General features: G+C 61.2%; 22 protein-coding genes. 18 read left to right on the top strand and 4 right to left on the bottom strand.

The window, feature by feature from the left end:
• The first annotated feature begins 339 nt into the window (after positions 1 to 339).
• From AC1DJW_RS24655 to AC1DJW_RS24620, 8 genes are all read left to right on the top strand, one after another.
• Positions 340 to 960 carry a hypothetical protein gene (locus AC1DJW_RS24655; protein ID WP_476902777.1) on the top strand — a complete coding sequence of 207 codons (621 nt, stop codon included), beginning with the start codon at positions 340 to 342 and terminating at the stop codon, positions 958 to 960.
• A gap of 80 nt (positions 961 to 1,040) precedes the next feature.
• Positions 1,041 to 1,328 carry a hypothetical protein gene (locus tag AC1DJW_RS24650; RefSeq protein WP_390281029.1) on the top strand — a complete coding sequence of 96 codons (288 nt, stop codon included), beginning with the start codon at positions 1,041 to 1,043 and terminating at the stop codon, positions 1,326 to 1,328.
• 38 nt (positions 1,329 to 1,366) lie between these two features.
• On the top strand, positions 1,367 to 2,344 hold the full coding sequence (locus AC1DJW_RS24645) for a glycosyltransferase family 87 protein (RefSeq protein WP_476902776.1): 978 nt from the start codon (positions 1,367 to 1,369) through the stop codon (positions 2,342 to 2,344).
• A 228-nt stretch (positions 2,345 to 2,572) separates the two neighbouring features.
• Positions 2,573 to 3,013 carry a hypothetical protein gene (locus AC1DJW_RS24640; RefSeq protein WP_390281033.1) on the top strand — a complete coding sequence of 147 codons (441 nt, stop codon included), beginning with the start codon at positions 2,573 to 2,575 and terminating at the stop codon, positions 3,011 to 3,013.
• A gap of 111 nt (positions 3,014 to 3,124) precedes the next feature.
• Positions 3,125 to 3,568, top strand: a complete 444-nt coding sequence (locus AC1DJW_RS24635) for a hypothetical protein (protein ID WP_284756216.1) — start codon at positions 3,125 to 3,127, stop codon at positions 3,566 to 3,568.
• Between the two features lie 138 nt (positions 3,569 to 3,706).
• Entirely contained in the window at positions 3,707 to 4,474 is a 768-nt protein-coding gene (locus AC1DJW_RS24630) for a DUF2182 domain-containing protein (protein ID WP_390281037.1), read from the top strand.
• Positions 4,475 to 4,533: 59 nt separating this feature from the next.
• On the top strand, positions 4,534 to 4,947 hold the full coding sequence (locus AC1DJW_RS24625) for an ester cyclase (RefSeq protein ID WP_284756219.1): 414 nt from the start codon (positions 4,534 to 4,536) through the stop codon (positions 4,945 to 4,947).
• Between the two features lie 117 nt (positions 4,948 to 5,064).
• Positions 5,065 to 6,456 (top strand): APC family permease, encoded by a 1,392-nt coding sequence (locus tag AC1DJW_RS24620; RefSeq protein ID WP_476902775.1) that lies wholly within the window; start codon positions 5,065 to 5,067, stop codon positions 6,454 to 6,456.
• A 12-nt stretch (positions 6,457 to 6,468) separates the two neighbouring features.
• On the opposite strand, the gene AC1DJW_RS24615 is transcribed toward AC1DJW_RS24620, so the two are convergent.
• The gene (locus AC1DJW_RS24615; protein ID WP_476902774.1) at positions 6,469 to 7,803 is read right to left on the bottom strand and encodes a DUF2254 domain-containing protein; all 1,335 of its coding nucleotides are present in this window, start codon (positions 7,801 to 7,803) and stop codon (positions 6,469 to 6,471) included.
• A gap of 108 nt (positions 7,804 to 7,911) precedes the next feature.
• On the opposite strand from AC1DJW_RS24615, the gene AC1DJW_RS24610 reads away from it, so the two are divergent.
• Both AC1DJW_RS24610 and AC1DJW_RS24605 read left to right on the top strand, forming a co-directional pair.
• Positions 7,912 to 8,451 carry a flavodoxin domain-containing protein gene (locus tag AC1DJW_RS24610; RefSeq protein WP_476902773.1) on the top strand — a complete coding sequence of 180 codons (540 nt, stop codon included), beginning with the start codon at positions 7,912 to 7,914 and terminating at the stop codon, positions 8,449 to 8,451.
• 105 nt (positions 8,452 to 8,556) lie between these two features.
• Positions 8,557 to 9,117 carry a YceI family protein gene (locus AC1DJW_RS24605; RefSeq protein ID WP_476902772.1) on the top strand — a complete coding sequence of 187 codons (561 nt, stop codon included), beginning with the start codon at positions 8,557 to 8,559 and terminating at the stop codon, positions 9,115 to 9,117.
• A 38-nt stretch (positions 9,118 to 9,155) separates the two neighbouring features.
• Here AC1DJW_RS24605 and AC1DJW_RS24600 read toward each other — a convergent pair whose 3' ends face one another.
• On the bottom strand, positions 9,156 to 9,824 hold the full coding sequence (locus AC1DJW_RS24600; RefSeq protein ID WP_476902771.1) for a response regulator: 669 nt from the start codon (positions 9,822 to 9,824) through the stop codon (positions 9,156 to 9,158).
• A gap of 249 nt (positions 9,825 to 10,073) precedes the next feature.
• Here AC1DJW_RS24600 and AC1DJW_RS24595 point away from each other — a divergent pair, with 249 nt between their 5' ends.
• From AC1DJW_RS24595 to AC1DJW_RS24585, 3 genes are all read left to right on the top strand, one after another.
• Positions 10,074 to 10,931 carry an ABC transporter ATP-binding protein gene (locus AC1DJW_RS24595; RefSeq protein ID WP_459340735.1) on the top strand — a complete coding sequence of 286 codons (858 nt, stop codon included), beginning with the start codon at positions 10,074 to 10,076 and terminating at the stop codon, positions 10,929 to 10,931.
• 26 nt (positions 10,932 to 10,957) lie between these two features.
• Positions 10,958 to 11,812, top strand: a complete 855-nt coding sequence (locus AC1DJW_RS24590; RefSeq protein WP_284756230.1) for an ABC transporter permease — start codon at positions 10,958 to 10,960, stop codon at positions 11,810 to 11,812.
• 66 nt (positions 11,813 to 11,878) lie between these two features.
• A complete protein-coding gene (locus AC1DJW_RS24585) occupies positions 11,879 to 12,985 on the top strand; it encodes an ABC transporter substrate-binding protein (protein ID WP_390281052.1) in 1,107 nt (368 codons plus the stop codon).
• A gap of 97 nt (positions 12,986 to 13,082) precedes the next feature.
• Here AC1DJW_RS24585 and AC1DJW_RS24580 read toward each other — a convergent pair whose 3' ends face one another.
• Positions 13,083 to 14,057, bottom strand: a complete 975-nt coding sequence (locus AC1DJW_RS24580; RefSeq protein ID WP_476902770.1) for an aldo/keto reductase — start codon at positions 14,055 to 14,057, stop codon at positions 13,083 to 13,085.
• Positions 14,058 to 14,236: 179 nt separating this feature from the next.
• Between AC1DJW_RS24580 and AC1DJW_RS24575 the strand changes: the two genes are divergently transcribed.
• From AC1DJW_RS24575 to AC1DJW_RS24555, 5 genes are all read left to right on the top strand, one after another.
• Positions 14,237 to 14,806: a hypothetical protein gene (locus AC1DJW_RS24575; protein ID WP_476902769.1), complete on the top strand. Its 570-nt coding sequence runs from the start codon at positions 14,237 to 14,239 to the stop codon at positions 14,804 to 14,806.
• Positions 14,807 to 14,992: 186 nt separating this feature from the next.
• On the top strand, positions 14,993 to 15,664 hold the full coding sequence (locus AC1DJW_RS24570; protein ID WP_476902768.1) for a DUF6308 family protein: 672 nt from the start codon (positions 14,993 to 14,995) through the stop codon (positions 15,662 to 15,664).
• A gap of 2 nt (positions 15,665 to 15,666) precedes the next feature.
• The gene (locus AC1DJW_RS24565; RefSeq protein WP_476902767.1) at positions 15,667 to 16,245 is read left to right on the top strand and encodes a DUF7255 family protein; all 579 of its coding nucleotides are present in this window, start codon (positions 15,667 to 15,669) and stop codon (positions 16,243 to 16,245) included.
• A gap of 315 nt (positions 16,246 to 16,560) precedes the next feature.
• Positions 16,561 to 17,496 carry a 2-hydroxyacid dehydrogenase gene (locus tag AC1DJW_RS24560; RefSeq protein ID WP_476902766.1) on the top strand — a complete coding sequence of 312 codons (936 nt, stop codon included), beginning with the start codon at positions 16,561 to 16,563 and terminating at the stop codon, positions 17,494 to 17,496.
• Between the two features lie 357 nt (positions 17,497 to 17,853).
• The gene (locus tag AC1DJW_RS24555) at positions 17,854 to 18,786 is read left to right on the top strand and encodes an HNH endonuclease (RefSeq protein ID WP_476902765.1); all 933 of its coding nucleotides are present in this window, start codon (positions 17,854 to 17,856) and stop codon (positions 18,784 to 18,786) included.
• A 1,170-nt stretch (positions 18,787 to 19,956) separates the two neighbouring features.
• Here AC1DJW_RS24555 and AC1DJW_RS24550 read toward each other — a convergent pair.
• A partial coding sequence (locus AC1DJW_RS24550; protein WP_476902783.1) for an integrase core domain-containing protein occupies positions 19,957 to 20,076 on the bottom strand: 120 nt, incomplete at its 5' end.

Here is a 20,076-nt window from a genome sequence, read left to right as displayed (position 1 = left end):
GTGTCAAGCGTTTTGCTATTAATGAGTGGCGAGTACTCGAAATTGAGTATGTAAGGACCTCAAATTGAGTGGTCACAAAGCCGGAATTGAGTAATATCGAAGCCTGCACGGATGGATCAATCCATTCTGGTTCTGACCATAAAATTAAAGTCCTCCGATCTGTTATTAAAATAACTTGACTAGTTTATCTGTCCTGAATACTTTCGTTGTGAAGCAATCTGCTTCGTCGGGGCGCCCCACCCATCATCACTCGCAGTTTGGCGCCCCAAGGTCGGCCAGTTTTTGGGTTGGGGGATTTTGATGGTTCACGTATCACGTTGGACGAGAGTTTTGCATCTGTTGACCGCACTCGTTGCGGTTGTGGCTGTTGTTTTTGGTTCGGTAGCTCCGGCTACTGCCAATGCTGCCGAGAACCGGACAGTGGTTGGCAGCAGTGAAGGGGCCGTTTTGCTGGAGCCGACGATGGCGCAGAAGGCAGAGGCGATAAAACGGCTGGAGCAAGCCCGCCAGCTGGACCCTGCCGGTTTCGCGAACCGGCTGGAACTGATTCAGGGATCGAAGGAGCTCAGGGAGTATTTGTCTTCAGACAGCCGTTTCGATAGTGGATTGCAGCAGCAGTTCCTTGCGGCATCCATGCCTACGGACGTCCTGGAATCTCTGGTTTCACTCACGGATTCCGGATACCTGACCCTTGAATTGGCGGATGGTCCAAACAAAACTAAGGTTGCCAAGCTAATTAAGGCTGAGCCGAGCATGATCGGTGGCGGTAAGGGGTCAATGGGGATGAAGCCGATGTTTCCTCAGTGCCCGTCCGCGTGGGCTGCCCTATGGGCCTGGTGGGGCACAAACTCGGCTTTCTGCGGCGCGATGGGCTTCTTCGGCCCCATGGCCGCATTGGGATGCTCGGCAGCCGTGGCGATCGCCGGGTCCGTTATTGACTTCAACAGGGGATGTCGATGAACGCCGGGACTGATTCGACCGTACGCAATTACTGGCTCGCACTGTCAGCGTTGTTCGGGGTAACTGTCAGCGTAGTGTCAATGACAGACCCGCCATGGTCATTGATCATGGTCGCGGCCTTCATCCTCTTTGCTGTCCTGCAAGCCATTCACTACCGCCAGCTGGGCCGCGAAATCCAGGGGAAACTGGCTACGGCCAATCCTGGAGCTGGAGTTGTCGCTGCCGTTTTCGGCGGCGCCGCGGTTCTCATCCACGGGACACCCATTGCCCTTTGGGCAGGGCCCGTTCTTGGCCTAGTGACGTTCGTAGGCATGTACCTGTTCCTTCACCGGTACGGGCGCTTCCACAAGGGCGCTACTTCGAATTAGCCGAAACCTTGAGCAGCGTTGTTCGGATGTGGCCAATAATGACAATTGTCCCGGTGCTGGGGATCGTCTTTGCCAACCTGTATCTGCTCAATCTCGGAGTCTACCCCCCGGTGGATTTCTTGGTTTATCGGTACGCTTCGGTAGCGTCTTGGCCCGGGGAAGATATTTATGCCCGCAACGTTTTTGGGGAACTTCTGCCGTCCGAGGGTCTGCCTTTCGTCTACACGCCTTTCGCAACTGCGCTCCTATCTGTCACGAGTTTGTTTTCTACCCAGGTGTCCTTCATGCTGTGGACCACAGGCTGCGTGGCAACTTTGGCGTTCATCATTGGTATTTGCCTGCCGCAGTCTTTGCCCAGGCGACGGATGATATGGCTAGCGCTTCTCTTTCTGGGCTGTTGTCCCACGGTCGTCGCCCAGCACTTGGTGTGGGGGCAGATCAACTTGTTCCTCGCCGGACTCTGTCTCGCGGATTTCGTCCGTCACACCAATGGAAGGTTGTCCCGGTTTCTTCCGAAAGGGGTGCTGATAGGGATCGCCGCCGGTATCAAGCTGGACCCGGCCATCTTCATTCCATATCTCTTGATGACAAGACAATGGCGTATGGCCGGCTCTGCCATGGCGGGCTTTGCTGGGACGGTCATTATTGGTGGGATCATGTTTCCCGCCATATCAGTCACTTATTGGTTCTCAAGCGTGTGGCAGCTCAGCTCAAAGGTTGATCTGGGCACGCAGTTCGCCAGCGCTGGCAACAACTCCATACAGGGGGCGGCCGGAGCGATCGGGCATTGGGCGGTCTCGCCCTCCAAGGTCATTGTTATCGCTGTGGCCGTTCTCGGATTGTTTGCTGCTGCAGCGATCTTCCGTGCGGGACAAACGCTGGCGGCAGTTCTGACTGTCGGAATGACTGCGAACGCAACGATAGGGACGTTCTTCGCGCTAAGGAGCCGCACCTCGCCTCTCGCGGCAGCAATACTCTCCCAACGCCGCTTGGAAGGACGCCCAGCCAAGATCTAGAAATTCCGCCCTCCCTCAATAGCGGTGCCGGGCAATTCCGACGAGAGGTCAGTACATCTTATGGATAGAAATAGTGCACCAAGCAGAGGCCAGCTGTTACTTCCTGTCCGAGACGGAAGCTTGGTCGAGGTCCGCGGACGCCTGTTCACGGGGGCCGACGGGCATGCTTATGTGCGGCCGAGATTGCACCCTGATGAACCGAAGATCAGCTTGCGCGAGCAAGCTCAAATGGGCACAACAACAATCAGAATCAGGGTCACGGGCCTTGAAACTGGTGAGTCGGGGCTTGGCAACCTGGAGGGTTCCTGGAATACCATCCGAGGCGTTCTAAGCGGGATGAGGATCGAAGTAACTGCTGTGCTCGATACCCCTGCACAATGGCTCGACTCGTGGGAGGAAACGGACCCGAGATACGAAGAGGCGGAGGCTGATGCGCCGTCGGAGTGGTTCCTTAGTCCGGACCGCCAGAAGCTTCTGGAAGGAATCTTTGCCAGCTTTGATGAGCACAAGGACTTCTATCCTCTTATTTCATTGGGACTTAACGGCACCTACGAAGGCACCTTCCGCGCCACGTTGTACATGCTTGCGATCAACCAGAGCTTCGCATCGTGGGCAGGCAACTTCAGCGCCGACGACCTCCTAGTTCAATCATTCGTGAGGGCCTTGTAGCTGGGGGTTGTTGTGCGTTGGAGAAGCAATGCAGGCATAGTTACAGCGATGCTGATCTCCGGGGCCGCGTTGACTGCCTGCGACGGGGGTGTCCAACGTCATGCCGGCTCAATGCGAGTTACGGATCCGGTCCAGATTACCGAAGCGGCACCGCAAGACGGGGCGCTGGCGTCAGCGGCAAGCCTCATCACCAAAGAGCTAAGCGGCGACCCCAACTTCGGGTCAGTCGCCCTTGAACAGGGGAAGCTCGTCATCACGTGGCACGGCCCGGAGAACGACCGCATCGCACTTTTGCGCGACCAACTCCCCGGCGTTGACATCTCGATCCGTTCAGCAGCGTGCGTTCCGGGAACTGTCATGGACCGGGCGGGAACCCTCTTAACAGAAGATGCAAGAGTCAGGGTCGTCGGGATGGCCAATGACGGATCCCATGTGGTGGTCACGGTTTCAGAGGGCGCAGACAATAGTGCCCTGGTTGCCGCCTATGAAGCGCGGCTCGGCTGCCCGGTCCGCCTCGAAACGGGGGACGTGGTCCCGGCCACGGGGAACCATTGACACCCTCATGAGGCCGGAATATCGTCGGCCGTATCGAGGTTGGTGGTCTCGTTCCAAGTGATTTCGGCGCTGCCTTTGGGGGAGCTCCGCTAGTCGGTTGTGCTAGCGAGGAGAGTCCTCAATGTCTTGGGAATTGTCATGAGAGCCACGCGAGCCACAGCTTTCAGGATGGATCCACGCGAGGCCGGTTTGGTCGCGGTTCTGCTCGTCCTTGCGGCCGTGAGCTGGATCGTTTCTGCCGTGCAAACGTCCGGGATGGACATGGGGCGTTGGACAGATCCTGGACCGCTGGGCTTCTTCCTCACGACTTGGGTGGTGATGCTCGCGGCGATGATGTTTCCCTCGGTGGCGCCGATGGTGGTTGCCTACGCCCGGATCACCCACCACCGTCGGGAGACTGGGCGCTATGCCCCGGCAGGTTCCACCGCCGTATTCGTGGCTGGCTACTTGATCTCGTGGACGATCTTCGGCCTCGCCGCGTACGCGCTCTACGCACTAGTTGCGTCCCTCATCCCCGGTTTGTTTTCCTCCGATCCGGGCGGTCGCTACTTGGCAGCTGGAGTGATCTTCTTGGCGGCCGTGTACCAGCTCACGCCGGCCAAGAACGTCTCCCTGATGAAATGCCGGACGCCGATGGACTTCATCCTGCGGCGAATCCGCTACGGACGTTTTGGTGCGCTGCGTCTCGGGCTCGAGCACGGTGCTTGGTGCGTTGCCTGCTGCTGGGCGCTGATGGTGGCACTCTTCGCACTCGGCGTCATGAGCGTCGGCTGGATGGCTGTGGTCGGGGCGTTCATTGCCTTGGAGAAGATGCTCCCGTGGAGGCGGATCGCCAACCGATTGGTCGCCGTCGCGCTGGCCCTGATCGCGGTGGCTATCGCCGTTGCGCCGGGGATGGGGCCCTGAGTCGGGATGTAAATGCGGGGGAAAAAATGGGACGGTCTCATTCATGAAGGAGTCGGAAAATGGCTGGCAGTAAACTGATCGAGCGCTTTTACAAAGAGATCCTCGAGGGTGGAAATCTCGATCTCATTGATGAACTGGCTACGGATAACTTGATCGATCACGAGCAGGCTCTTCCGGGGCAACCGCCCGGCAAGGAGGGCGCCCGATTCTTCGTCAACGCCATCCGAGCGGCGTTCCCGGATATCAAGGTCAAGACGATCGAGCCGGCGCTGGCCGACGGAAACCTGGAGGCGTGCTACGTCGTTCTCACGGGCACGCACAGTGGGGAAATGGCAGGCGTTCCGGCGACGGGCAATAGCGTCGAGTTCGACAGCACCGACATCATCCGCGTCGAGGACGGCAAGGTTGCTGAGCATTGGGGAACCACGAACAACCTGAGCCTCATGCAGCAGATCGGCGTCGTACCCCAGTAGCGATTCCCCAATAGCGTCTCCCGCCCGCGCTCCTAGCAGCGGGCGGGAGGCATTCGGAGGTGAGCCGGGAAGTCTGGTCGGCAGGTCGATAAGTCTGTCATGGAACCGGAGATCCCCGTGAAAATTCCGAGCGGAACGTCCACCGGAGGTGGTCTGGGAAGAGGTCTGCGTTCCCGCCCCGCACTGCTGTTGGCGTTTGCCTTCGCGGTCATGGCCGATCCCGTCTCCTCGGTCGCTTACGCCATCGAGGCGGCTCTGCGCGCCCTGAACGGCGATTTGGCGTTGCTGGTCCCCACGATGGTCCTGGTGGTGGCCATCGTCGCCCTGGTCATCGTGAACTACCGGCAACTCGTCGCGCGCTACCCGAGAGGCGGCGGGGCGCCCGCCGCGGTGGGTGAGGCCTTCGGAGATGGCTGGTCCTTCGTCCCGATCGGCGCGCTGGTGGTGGATTTCCTGCTCACTATAGCGATCAGCGTCTCGGCGGGATCCTCGGCGGTGATCGCCTATTTCCCCGCCCTTGCTCCGTGGCGTTTGCTGCTCGCGCTGTGCCTGGTGGTCCTTGTCGGTGCCGCGACCTGGTTCGGACACCTGGGCAGGCTGGTCTTCGCGGCAATGACTGTGGCCTTCATTGTCGTTTCCGTCGTCGTCCTTCTCTACGGTCTGGGCGCAGCACCTCAAGCGGCCGGCACGATCGTCGGCGCTCCCGGGCATCCACCGGTCCTTGCCGTGCTGCTTGCGTTCCCGGTGGCCATGGCAATGGCCACCGGTGTGGAAGCGGCGACCTCGGCGGTTGCCCAGCTCGGTCAGCTCGACAATGACGGAAAGCGCCGTTTCGGGCAGCTCACTCTCTGGCTGACCCTCGCCATCGTCGGCACCATCACGCTTGGCCTCGCCCTCGAAGCCGCGCAGTTGCACGTCGGCATTCCGCCGAAAGACAGCACGCAGATCGCTGAACTCGCTCGCCTCGCCGCGCCTGCGCCGGTGTTCGCCGCCTTCCAGCTCGTCACTGCCCTGCTGCTGCTCTCGGCGGCTTCCTCGGGCTTCCAAGCTGGACCGGGCCTGCTCAAGGCCCTGGCGCGTCACATCAACCCCCACGGTGAGACCGTCGGTGTCCTTCCTCTCTCCCTGGGCCGTACCAACCACCATCACACGCCCTATTGGGGCGTCACGGTGTTCATCGTGCTGGCCGGTGCCGTGACAGCCATCGCCGGCGGCGACGACCAGGAGCTTGTGCTGTTCTACGCCGTCGCGGTCTTCCTCAGCTTCCTGGGCGGCCTGGTTTCCATGGCACTCTTGGCCCGCAAGGACCGTCAACCGGGAGTCTTCATCCTCAACACTGTCGGAGCCCTCGTCGTGGCCTTCACCCTCGTTGCCAATCTCTCCCGCGGCTTCCCCATCGTCAGCCTCGCCGCCGCCTTCGCCGTCGCAGGCCTCATGTACCGGGCCTGGACCAAAGCAGGACGCCCCCGTGGCATCCGCAACGTAGCCGCGGAAGCAGAAATCGAATGACGCACGCAAGCCCTAATTGGCGGCGTCGCTCGCGCCGTCCGCGACGTCGAAGGCTTCGAGCAGCGCCGCGCCCTCAGCGAGGAGGGGTTCGCGATCCGCTGGCTGGGCCACGAGCCGGGTCACGTCGCTCATGAGGGTCTCCACGTATTGCCGCACGACGGCGTGGTGGGCCGCGTCGCCGAACCACACGAGCTCACCGCACACGCGCAACAGGGCCCTGACCACGCGAGGCTCGTTCGCTCCGTACCGTCGCACCTGTCCGAGGGCCAGATCCACGAGATAGGCGAAATCGCGGGCCGGGACATGCAGCCTGACGGTGCCTTGCGCGTCCGCCACGGCCTGCGGCCCGTGCTGCCGGAGTGAGAGGGCGGCGAGGATCGAGCCGAGATGGTCCACCGCCTGGTTCGCGGTGTAGGGGTCGTTGATGGCGGGCGAGAGCGCCTTGGACGCGACGTCGGCGAGTTGCCGGATCCCAAAGGCGACGTCCTGCTCGAGGGTCCGTTCGTAGCCGATCCGCACGCTTTGGGCGAGCGCCCGGCGCAGTTCAGTGCCGCCGTCGGGGGCAAGAGGACCCGCGCCGCCGCCGGCGGCCTCCCACACCCAGGCGAGCGGGGAACCTGCGACGACGTGCCGGCCGATCATGGGCACCATCCGGGCAGTGAGGCCCCGGCTCGCGAGCTCTTCGACGAACGACTCGGGATGGAAGGCTTGAACGTATCCCGACTGCGGTACAAGCAAGGCGGTAGCGCCGGGCGGCGGGTTTGGCATGCGGATTCCGGGATCACCCGGGACGAAGGACCGCTCGATCACCTTGAGCGTGGCCTTCTCGACGCCCTTCATGACTTGGTCCACCTGGATCGAATGCGACAGATGGTGGGCGAAGAAGACGAGCATGACCATGCTCACGAACAGCAGGAGCAGTGCGCCGCTCACCGCGAGGCGCGGGTAGTCCTGGGTGCGCTGTCCGGCGGCGATGCCGACCGTGTAGAGGCCCGCGGTGCTGTACGCGAACGTGGCAACGAACGCGCTGAGGGTTACCTGATTGGGGATGTCGCGCAGGAAGTTCCGCAGCAGCCGCGGGCTGAACTGGGTCGATGCCAACTGCAGCGCCACCACGGTGAGTCCTAATACGACGGCGATGACAGTCACCATGGTGCTCGCGATCCCGATGAGCAGGTTCCGCGCGTCGTCGGACGTCCCTTGGAAGAGGAGGACGGCGAAGGGTGACGTGGCGTCGAGCTGCACCGCGGAAAGGCCCGCACCCGCGATGATTGCGAGGACGACGGCGCAGGTCGGCATCGCCCACAGGGCACTCGCCAGATACTCCCGAACGGCCTCACGCCTCACATGTGACACTCTCGACTGACGGTGCCCGCCAGTCAAGGGGAGGCTTGTTGAATATCCGGAGGACCTTGGACCCTATAGCGGCCGCACGGAGCGGGGACACACTGGCATATGGCCAACATCTACATTGCTTACGGGACCGTTGAAGGACAGACGGCCCAGATCGCCGAGTATATTGCCGACGTCGCTCGGGGCCACGGCCACGAGGCGCAGACGGCGGACATCAAGAAGTCCGGGGATGCCTTGCCGGACGGTTACGACGCCGTCGTTGTGGGTGCATCCGTCCATGTGGGCAAGCACGAGGGCTATGTCCGGGACTTTGTACGGAAGAACACTGCCGCGCTTGAGCGCCTCCCCTCCGCGTTCTTCTCAGTCAGCCTTGCTGCCCAGGGCGATGAGGTGAACGCCGAGGGTTATGTGGAGAAGTTCGAGGCTGAGACGGGGTGGCGTCCGGCTCAGGTGGGGCTCTTTAGCGGCGCCCTCCTCTACACCCATTACGGTTTCCTCAAACGCGCCATGATGAAGAAGATCGCCCGCGACAAGGGCAGCCTGGACACGGATACTTCGCGCGACTACGTCTACACCGAGTGGGACGGGGTGAGGCGGTTCACCGAAGACTTCGTGGCTGGATTGGCTACACACGTGGCTTAGGTAAGTCCCTGCGGATCGCTCCGGAAACCTTGACTTCAAGTTCGGGCTCAACAAGGGTGGAAGGGATCGATCCACGCGAAATTCTTTCGAATCAGGAGATCCAAAATGACTCTTCCCAAAGGTTTGACTTCCGGCACTTGGTTGCTGGATATGTCCCACAGCGAAATCGGCTTCAGCGTCCGGCACGCCGGCATCAGCAAGGTCCGCGGCCGCTTCACGGAAGCGAGCGCAGAGGCCCGCGTGCGCGAGTCCCTGGCCGACGCGTCCCTCCATGCAACCGTCAAGACCGCGAGCTTCGATTCCGGCGATGCCAACCGTGACGGTCACGTCCGCGGCGCCGACTTCTTCGACGTCGAGAAGTTCCCGGAAATGACCTTCCGGGCCACCAGCGTAGAGGGCGACGGCGAGGACTACACTCTCACAGGCGACCTCACCATCCGGGGGATCACCAAGCCGGTGGAGCTGGAAGTTGAGTTCACGGGCGTCGCGGTTGATCCTTTCGGCGCGACCCGCGCCGGGTTCTCCGCCGAAACCGAAATCAGCCGCAAGGACTTCGGGCTGACGTGGAACGCAGCGTTGGAGACCGGCGGTTTCCTGGTGAGCGACAAGGTGAAGATCAACCTCGAGGCTGCCCTCGTGAAGCAGGGCGAGCCCGCAGCGGAGTAGCCCGCAGCCGAGTAGTCAAGAGGAAGCCGGCCGTCCGCTCAACTCGCGGTGTAGGAGTTGAGCGGGCGGCCGGTGCTGCCGTAAGTGAGGTCCAATACGAGAAGGCCCTTGCCTTCCAGTGCGCTGAGGTAACGCTGAGCCGTCGGGCGGCTGACGCCGAGTTGCCCGGCGATCTCAGCGGCGCTGACGGGACCCCCGGCGGCGCGGACGGCGTCGAGCGCTTTTTGCATGGTGGGCTGCAGGCGAGGCGCCGGGGCCGCGGGCCTGACCCCGGCCGAGCGCGCGTTGTAGAGGCTATCAATGGTTGCCTGGTCGGCAGTTGAAGCGGAATCCAGCTCCTGCCGCCAGTTCCGATACGCCTCCAACTGCGTGCGGAGCCGGTCAAAGCTGAAGGGCTTGACCATGTAGTAGACCGCGCCACTGGTCATCGCTGATTTGACGGTGGCCAGGTCCTGGGCCGCGGTAATGACGATGCAGTCGACGTCGGTTCCGGCCGCCTGCAGGGATCGCAGCATCGAGATCCCGTCCTCGTCCGGTAGGTGTACATCCAGCAAGAGCAGGTCCGGGTTGAGGCGCACGATTGCCTCCCGCGCGGCTGCGGCGCTGTACACCTGACCCACGCATTCGAAACCGTCAACCCTGGCCACGCGGGCAGCGTGGATTCCGGCGACCCGGAAATCGTCGTCAACCACCAACGTCCTAATCAAGGTTTGGGCTCCTTTCCCGGGCATTTCCTTAGTAGTTGAAGCGACAGCAGAAAACGCACAAAACGTGCACTTTTGCGGCTAAGGCGCACAACTTACTGAAGACTTCTGGGCCTGATGATCGCTTCCTAAGCTTTACATAGTTTCAGTGATCAACATCACGAATTCGTCGGACTCCCAACGAAGGGATCCGGGTGGCAGCGCAAGCTGCCGCTGGATAAACGAACTCAAAGACAGAGAGGTCTTAGCGTTATGAATGCTATCCACGCCAACCGGCCACCCGGGGCCTTCGAAAGGGCCGAGGTCGCCGCGGGCATCGACATTGTCGGGTTGACCAAGCGTTACCTCACGCCCAAGCACGAGACATTCACTGCCATCCGCGATGTGACTCTTAGGGTCGAACCGGGTGAGTTCTGCGCGATCGTAGGACCGACGGGCTGCGGCAAGTCCACCACGCTGGCCCAGGTTTCCGGGCTCGAGCGGCCAAGCGCCGGCTCGGTCAGCGTCCACGACCAGATCGTCGACGGCATCACCGAGGGTGTCAGCTACATGTTCCAAGCGGACGCTCTTTTCCCCTGGAAGACCGTTCTCGGAAACGTCTTGATCGGCCCGGTCCTGCTCGGAACGCCCAAGAAGGAAGCCACCTTGCTCGCGAGGGACTGGCTGCGCCGCGTGGGCCTGGCCGGCTTCGAGGACCGCTATCCGCACCAGTTGTCCGGTGGCATGCGCAAGCGCGTCGCCATGGCGGCGGCGCTGATCAACAACCCGCGGATCCTGTTGATGGATGAGCCGTTCGGCGCCCTCGACGTGCAGACCAAGGCCATCATGCAGAACGAGCTGCTGCAGCTCTGGGAGGAACTGCGCCCCTCGGTCCTGTTCATCACGCACGACCTCGACGAGGCAGTGGCGCTCGCCGACAAGGTGGTCATCATGACCAGCAGCCCGGGCACCATCAAGGATGTCTTCCACATCGACCTGCCCAGGCCGCGCGGAGATGTCCAGAAGATCCGGCACGAGGAGCGGTTCCTGGAGCTGCAGGGCCAGATCTGGGAGTCCTTGAAGGACGAAGTCACCCGTGCCTACAAGCAATCGGCGGGTGCAGCAGCATGACAACCACAATCAACAGAGGTGCTCCCGTGCAAGAGCAAGCACAAGTGCAAGCGAGTGAGCTTAAAGTTTCCGCCCGGCGTGCCATGAACCGCCGCACCACGTGGGTTTGGGCCGGCCGTGCCATCCTCGCGGTCATCGTGATCGGTGGCTGGCAGTGGTTCACCACGGCTGGCTGGGTGGACAAGTTCTTCTTCGGCCAGCCGTCCGAAATCTGGAACAGCCTGGTGGATCTCTTCACCAAGGGCACGGCATTCGGCACCATCTGGGAGAACCTCTGGGTCACCATGCAGGAAGCCATCTACGGCTTCGCGCTCGGAACGCTCGTCGGCGTCGTGCTCGGAATCCTGCTCGGCTCGAACAAGTACCTGTCCGAAGTGGTCGGCCCGTACATCCGGATCGTGAACTCGATCCCAAGAATCGTGCTCGGCTCGATCTTCATCGTGGCGTTCGGCCTCGGCGTCTTCCCGAAGGTGCTGCTCGCAGCGGTACTGGTTTTCTTCGTAGTCTTCTTCAACGCCTTCCAGGGTGTCCGCGAAGTGGACCAGAACCTGGTCGGAAACGTGCGGGTCTTGGGTGCATCGCCGCTTCAGGTCGCGATCCACGTGACCATTCCCTCGGCAATGACCTGGATCATCGCCAGCTTGCACACGGCGTTCGGTTTCGCGATCATCGGCGCACTTGTTGCTGAGGTGCTCGGCGCCCAGCAGGGAATCGGCCTCATCATCAGCCAGGCACAAGGGACCTTCGATCCCAACACGGTCTTCGCCTGCATGGTGATCATCGCCGTCATCACGCTCGGCGCGGAATACCTCATCGCCCTGCTGGAGCGCACGCTGCTCAAGTGGCGGCCGCCGAACCGTTCCGAAGCACAGACGATCTGACGCTCGCCGTCTTCCATTCAACTTACCCAACGCTCGAATCCTCTAAATAGAAGGAAAAGCACAACCATGATGAAGAACAAGATCTACGCCGTCGGCGCTGCCGGAGTGATCGCCCTGAGCCTCGCAGCTTGTGGCACCAGCACCGCAAGTAGCACGAGCTCCTCAAGCGGCAGCGCTGCAGCGGACACCGCCTCGATGCCCACCGTGAAGCTCATGGTCGGCGGCATCGACAAGCAGATCTACTTGCCGTACCAGCTCGCAGAGCAGCTCGGCTACTACCAGAAGTACGGCGTCAAGGTGGAGCTTTCCACCGAGTCCCAGGGCGGCGTCGGCGCCGAAGACGCAATGGCATCCGGACAGGTGGACATGGCCGGTGCGTGGTACGTCCACACGGTCGACTTCCAGTCCAAGGGCAAGAACGTCATCAACCTCGTGCAGCTCTCGGGCGCCCCGGGAGAACGCATCATGTGCAGCCCCAAGGCGAACGTGAAAACGGGCGCTGACCTCAAGGGCAAGACTGTCGGAGTCACCGACCTCGGATCGGGAACCGATGAGCTCACGCAGTTCGTCGCCGCGAAGGCCGGCCTCGCGAAGAGTGATTACCACACGATCGCCGTCGGCGCCGGAGCAACCGCGATCGCGGCCATCCAGCGCGGGTCCGCTGACTGCGTCATGACCACCCAGCCGACCGTGGGCGCACTTGAGAACAAGAACCTCGCCGTTCCTGCGATCGACCTCGCCACCGCTGACGGCGCCAAGGCAGCACTTGGCGGCACCCTGCCGTCGGCCGGCCTTCTCGCCCAGTCGGACTGGGTCAAGACCCACGAAGACGCAGCCCAGAAGGTTGTCAACGCCCTCGTCGACACGATGCACTGGATCAGCACCCACTCCGCGCAGGACATCGCCGACAAGTTGCCCCAGTCCTACGTCCAGAACAGCACCATCTCCAAGGACCAGTACGTCTCCGCGCTGAACCAGGACAAGGGCCAGTTCCTCCCGGACGGCATCATGCCTGCAGGCGGTCCCAAGACGATCTTCGACGAGGAGAAGACCATCGGCGTTGACACCTCCAAGGTCAACATCGCCGACACGTTCAACCAAAAGTACGCCCAGGCCGCACTCAAGCTCGAGGGCTACACCGCCACCACCACCCCGGCCGGCAACGACGGCTAATCCCATCCCTGCATAGCTAGCCCCCAAACGATCGGCCTGCGTGGAAATCCACGCAGGCCGATTGTTTTGGTTCTTGCTCCTTTGGGGACGCTTGGGCTTAGGTGTCGATGCTGGCCATGTTGGGGTAGCGGGCTCCGGCGGTAGACCCGGCCGGGGCCAGCTCATCGAGGCGCTTTAAGTCTTCTTCGGAGAGTACGACGGCGGTGGCCCCCAGGTTCTCTGCCAGTCGTTCGCGCTTCTTTGTGCCGGGGATCGGGACGATGTGCTCGCCCTGTGCCAGCAGCCAAGCGAGGGCCAGCTGCCCTGGGGTGCACTGCTTCTGGTCGGCGAGTTCTTTCACCCGGTCCACCAGCTCGAGGTTGCGCTTGAAGTTGTCGCCTTGGAACCTAGGGGAGTGCCGGCGGAAGTCGTTCGCGGCAAAGTCCGCCTCGCTGCGAATTTGGCCCGTCAGGAAGCCGCGGCCGAGGGGGCTGTACGGAACGAAACCGATACCCAGCTCAGCCAGGACGGGAAAGACCTTCGTCTCGGGCTCCCGTTCCCAGAGGGAGTACTCGGTCTGCAAAGCGGTGATGGGATGCACGGCGTGGGCGCGACGGATGGTGTCCGGTGCGGCCTCGGACAGGCCCAGATGCCGGACCTTTCCGGCCTGGACGAGTTCGGCCATGGCGCCCACGGTGTCTTCAATGGGGACGGTCTTGTCCACCCGGTGCTGGTAGTACAGGTCGATGTAGTCGACGCCGAGGCGCTGCAGGCTGGCGTCGCACGCGGAGCGGACGTATTCGGGTTTGCCGTTGACGCGCAGGAAGGATCCGTCCTCGCGGCGTTCGTTCCCGAACTTCGTGGCCACAACGACGTCGTCACGACGGCCGGCGATAGCCTTGCCCACGAGCTTTTCGTTGGTGAAGGGCCCGTACATGTCGGCGGTGTCCAACAGGCTGCCGCCGGCGTCGAGGAAGGCGTTCATGGTGGCAAGGGATTCGCGGTCGTCCCCCTCCCCGTAGAACTCGCTCATGCCCATGCAGCCGAGGCCGAGGGCAGAAACGGTAAGTGAACCAAGCGTGCGGTTTTCCATGGGGTTCTCTCCTGTAGGTGGCAGAACGTGCTGGACGGCAGGACGGTGCTCAGAGAGGGGTGCGGGTAGGGCCACTATAGGCACGTACCTCTAGAGCGGACAACAGAAGCGTGGGTGCCCCGACAACCTTCTGTCCAAGCATCATGTGACAAGCGACCATTTGATTCCACTTGTAGTCTGTGCCCAACTTCTACGAAAGGCTGGGCATGGGCGGTTGGGTGGACGTCGCACAAATTATTAGTGCCTTGGCAACGGCGCTTGCATTGTTCTTCGTGGCCAGAGCCACACGCCATTCGAGGCAGACGGTGGAGGAGTCGCAGCGGATGCGGAGGCTGGAGACTGAGCGTGACGATAGGGCAATCGTTGCTGCGGAACGTCATCAGGCGTCACGAGTCGCGTGCTGGCCAGTAAAAGGCGAAATTGACGGCAAAATTCAATGGGGGATTGAGCTGGTCAATTCAAGTGATGCGCCGGTTTTCAGCCTTTCGATAGAGCGAACTCGCAGCGCTGCAGGGAACGGCACTCCGATTCCGGAAATCCGAGCAACGGCCAAGATCCTGCCGCCGGGCCGCTACTTTTTCAGCGAGCTCAAGAGGTGGCCCGTTTATGTCGAGAGGCAACGAGTGTTGGAGCCCGTGCCGGGAAACTCTGACTACATGCCAGCCATCGAGTTCATGGATAGCGACGGACGATTCTGGGTTCGAGGTGTTGACGGCAAGCTTGAACAGACGACGGCGGTGCCCAGCTAACCATGAAAGCGGCACCAGTCTCCCGGGTCAATGGAGCGTCCTGTTCGTCGCGCGCCCAAAGCCCGATGCATTGGTTGGAACCATTTGTCACTTGATGTCCCAAACGAGAATGTAAGACTGCCGCGGTAGATTGCTCTCAGGTTCGTTGCTGGCCGTATGGCCGTGGCGCAGGACAAAGGGGCACAGATGACCGTCGCTGAAGCATTCAAGGCAATCTCGGACGACGAAGCGCGCTCGCATCTGGAGCGCTATTTCGGACTCGGAGAGTGGACGGGCAATGAGTATGCCGGGTCGCACTTCGATTCCTTCGGCATGAATGGGGAAGTCACGTTCACCTCAGATGATCTGATCTCCGTCTCTTGTCTTTCGGTACATGTTCCGGCACCTGCAGCGCTGGGGATTCTTGGCCATCGCTCAGCCGAAATCACGGCCCTTCTGGAAAGGATTCCAAACGATGTGGCGCTTCAAGATATCCCGCTCGATCAACACGACAAGTACTTTGGAGAAGACAGCCCTTGTTTTCTCCTTTGGCGACTTTTGCGGGCGCAGGATGCTCAGCGCTGGGGAGTCGGTGCCACAACTGCAAGCAAGCTCATAGCCCGGAAACGCCCAGCCCTCGTCCCGATCTACGATTCCGTCGTTGCCCGGGTGACGGGCTTCAAAGACTCGACTGGTACGTGGAGAGCTTGGCATGAGGCATTCGCAACTGATCTCGAACTGCTTGGACGGTTGGAGGCTTTGCGCTCGACCATTGGGCGGGATGGCCTCTCCCTTCTGCGAATCCTCGATATCGTGCTTTGGATGCACGGTAGCCAAGGCGCCGAGGCCCTCGGAAACGTCGATCAGGACGCCAGCTAACCATGCCGGTCGGCGACGCGCAGGCGGCGTTTAGGGCTGCTGCGGCCTTGGACGGCATCCAACTTGAACCGGCGAAGGCGCCTTGGATCAACCAACGTGGACACTTCGGACTCCCGGAGCGAGCGGTCATTGCAGCAGCACCATTGGATGATATTTTTGCGGATCTGGGCGGTCAAACAGATGTGTACAAATCCAAAAGGACAACTGCTCTGCAAGGCGACTTTTATCACGAGCACTCAAGAACCTTTATCGAAATCGACGAAATCCAACATTTCACGTCCGTTCGCCTTCGGACGCTTGAGCGATATCCGGGGATCATCCCGCTCGGATTTCGCCTTGAGGAGTATTTAGCATTGTGCAGACAACACGCCCCTCGGGCGGACAGGTACAGGGCCACCAAGGAAGCCGTTGGCTTCGGCCCGGGAGGACGGCAACGCCAGCGCGCGTATTACGACGCCCTTCGCGATCTTTCCATTCCGTGCATGGGACATCCACCCCTCATTCGGATTCCAATTCTCGATGGCGATGGTGCCGCTGGCTACGCCTCGAACCGTGATTTGGTCCGATCAGCGCTTGGCTAGGCGGGAGACCCCGGGCGCGGGATGAAGCCCGGTGTCGAAACTTCACCCTCGTCCTGAGTTGGCGGCCTTTCCCGGAACCGGTCTGTCGCTCTTCTGAGTTGAGACTGTAACCGGGGACGAGCGGCGGTCGTTGGGTCACGGTGCTGGCACTTTGGCGCGCGACCCCGCGCACGAACAGTTTGGGCATGTCACTCAGTAAATTGGTGTTGGAACAGGACATGCCGTCCGGGTAATTCGACCGGCAAAAGGGAATAGGAATAGGGAAATGGGCGAAACCTCGTTGCGTGCTGCGAACGTCAATCTGATGGTGGGGCGGTGACGGCCCGGCTGCGCGTCTGCCTGCCCGATCAGAAACTCCTGGACGCGATGGAACCTTCCGCCGACGTCGAGTTCGTGGCGTGGGACCTGACTGGTCCCGCCTCGGCGGACCAATTCGACCTGCTGGTACCGCCTTACATGGGCCGGCCAGACGCGCTCACGGCGTTGGATGGCGTGACGGTCCGGCTCGTGCAGAGCCAGTCGATTGGGTACGACGGCGTCGCTGACGTCTTGCCCTCGGGTTGCGTTTTCGCCAACGCGGCAGGAGTCCATGAGACGTCGACGGCAGAACTCGCCTTGGGGATGATGATCGCCAGCCAGCGCGGGATTCCGGAGTTTGTGCGGAACCAGGCGTCCGGCACCTGGGCCAACGGCCAGCGCCCCAGTTTGGCGGACCGCCGTGTTCTCCTGGTCGGCTACGGGGGAGTGGGCAAGGCCATTGAAGCCCGGCTGCTGCCGTTCGAAACGCACGTGACGCGGATGGCAAGCCGAGAACGGGACGATGAACAGGGCCGGATCCTCAGCATCGATGCCCTGTATGAGCAGTTGCCGCTGCACGAGATCATGGTGGTCAGCGTACCGCTGTCCGGGCACACCAGAGGGCTGGTGGATGCCCGGTTCCTCGCAGCCATGCCGGACGGCGCGTTGTTGGTAAACGTGGCCCGGGGCCCGGTGGTGGACACGAACGCCTTGCTGCGGGAGACGTCTTCGGGACGGTTACGTGCTGCTTTGGATGTGACCGACCCGGAACCGTTGCCGGCCGACCATCCTTTGTGGACGGTGCCCGGTGTGTTGATCACCCCTCATGTGGGCGGGGCGAGCTCGGCGATGTTCCCCCGGATGGTCCGGCTGATCGAAAAGCAGATTTCGTTGCTTCTGGCCGGTGAGGCTCCGGTGAACGTTGTGCTGGGCAAGGAATCCGTGGCTGGGTAGGGGACTGAGCGGGCAGGCGGCGCGGACGTTTTCGGGCCTGCCGTTGATGCCCGACCAGGAGCCGTCGTCGCGGCGTTCGTTCCCGAACTTCGTCGCCAGAATGACGTCGGATCGGCGCCGGCGATGGCCTTGCTGACTACCTTTTCGTTGTCGACGGGCCCGTATATGTCGGCGGTGTCCAACAGGCTGCCGCCTGCGTCGAGGAGGTCGTTGGTCCTAGCAAGGGATTCGCCTTCGTCCCCGTTGTGGTAGAACTCACTAATCCCCATGCAGCCCAGCCGGGGGCTGGGTTTGCTGGTTCCAGGGCGAGCCAGCTGATGGGGTCACAGTGATCGCTTCACGGACTATCCTGGGCAGATGGCGGAAATTGGGGAAATCGATACCGAGAACTTCGACTCGAAGCTGCGACGCGAGGCGATGGCATGGCTGACTGTACGCACAAACGACGGTGAGGAACCGCTTACCCGAGAGGACATCCGCGACTTCACTCTGGACGGAGAGCCAAGGAGGCTCCAAGCCACGCAGACCGGTATTTGGAAGCCGAGGGATCTTTCAGCTGCCCTTTCCATCCAGACCGTGTATAGGGCTCCTGGTCAGGGGCGGCCATACAACGATGAGAAGGGGCCCGACGGTCTTCATCGTTATGCATGGCGGGGAGACGACCCGGAGCACCCAGATAATCGCGCGTTACGATCGGCGATGGAGAAGCAGGTGCCACTCATCTGGTTTTGGGGCGTGGGGATGAGACCAGCTGTTTTTCAACCTATCTTTCCTGTATATCTACTTTGGGAAGAGCCTGAGCGTAAGCAATTTGTCATTGACGCGAACGTTGCCAGAGGCCTGGTCGGCAAGGAAAGCCCGGTAGAGGAGCAACTTCGACGTTATCTCACCGTTGAAACTAAGCGACGTTTGCATCAACCTGTATTTCGCTCGACGGTTCTCCGGGCCTACCGAACCAGGTGCGCGGTGTGCGCATTGGCGCACCGAGAATTGCTCGACGCCGCACATATTGTTCCAGACTCCGCGGAACTAGGCGTTGCTTCCGTCGTAAACGGCATAGCGTTGTGCAAGATTCACCATGCTGCCTTTGATGCTCACATTCTGGGCATCCGCCCCGATTTTGTCGTGGAAGTTCGAGACGACATTCTGGCTGAAGTCGACGGCCCCATGTTGACCTACGGGATCCAAGCGAGGCATGGTCAACGCCTCATGGAACTGCCGCAAGACCGCCGGGAGTACCCTAGCCGAGATTTGCTTGAACACGCCTACCAGGCTTTCAGGAGTGCCTGACGGGAGGCCCCGTACTGGCCGATAGATTGCGACTTGAACCAACTGGGGTTGGCACCTATCGTGACCTCAACGCGTACGGCGGTGTGTGCGTGGCGGATACCTCGCCGGGCCCATTCGAATCTGAAAGGCCTTCGTTGAGATCGGGCCGGAGCTCTCGGGTCCGTCGTACAGGCCTGGGCTGGGTTGCAGCGACAGGGCGAGTCGGCTATATCGGCAGAAGATCGAATCGCAGCCCAGCATTAACCTCCGCACTTACGCCGATTGAGAACGGACTCGAGAATGGATAAGTCTGAAGTTCAAGTCCTATTGCGCCGCGCGCTAGCCGAGACGTACGAGCGACATGTGACCCTGTGGAACCTGCAGGTGGGCGAGCGTGCCATCGCGGCCCAAATTTTTCTCCGGTTGGCGCAAGTCGTGCCACTTGGGTGGGACGTCGACAGCGAGTACAACCGAGAAGGCGCCGGTGACATTAAGCTTCTTCGAGTCGGATCGATGGGCAGCGGGCCAAAACGCGGAATTCCAGATCTGATCGTCCATCACCGTGGTATGCACGGACCTGACCATAACCTTCTCCTAGTCGAGTTCAAGCTCAACGACCCGAAGCTCTCAAAAGCCTCAGTAGACGCATCAAAAGTGCGGCTCTGGGTGCAGCGATTCGGATACCAGCATGGCGCCGCAGTGTCACTCGGCCCGAGACTGGGGGTTTTCGATCCATGTTGGCTCTGGTACACGGCAGAAGACAGCGTACTTGTTCTAGAACGAGTATTCTCATAGGCTGACGAACCATCGGATGCGGGAAACTTCTCACTCGTAATGAAAAGGTCATCAGTTCGATTCTGATAGGAGCCTCTGGAAATCAACGATTTCTAGAGGCTCGGTAGAGCCTGACAAACGAACACTAATGAGCTGTTCTCGATTTTCGCCCGATTGCCAGCGTATTCGTCACTTTCTCGTCGCCTCCTCAGACCTGCTTCGAGCAGGCGCATTGATGCCCGGCACCAGGTGCGAACCTGTGGCCTCCGCGTGTGGCAGAGTATTCCCATGACTCTTGGGGATGCCGCATCAAAGTACGTTCAATCCATCGCTGCTGCAATGGCAGCAGGTGTTGCAGCGGAGCCGGAGGCGCAACTTACGGTTCCGGTGATTGGGCCCCCGTTAGCAGTCCAGCGTCTATGCGATAGCTAATTGGTTTTCTTGCGTCCAGTTTTCCCAGTAGCGTTTCGGCGTCATGCCGTTCAGGGATCCGTGGGGCCGTTCATGATTGTAGATAGCTTTCCATTCCTCGGCCAA

It is taken from the genome of Arthrobacter sp. 05L417, from assembly GCF_056397865.1.
The sequence above is the reverse complement of the archived record's forward strand: the minus strand, read 5'-3'. Positions and strand labels throughout refer to the sequence as shown.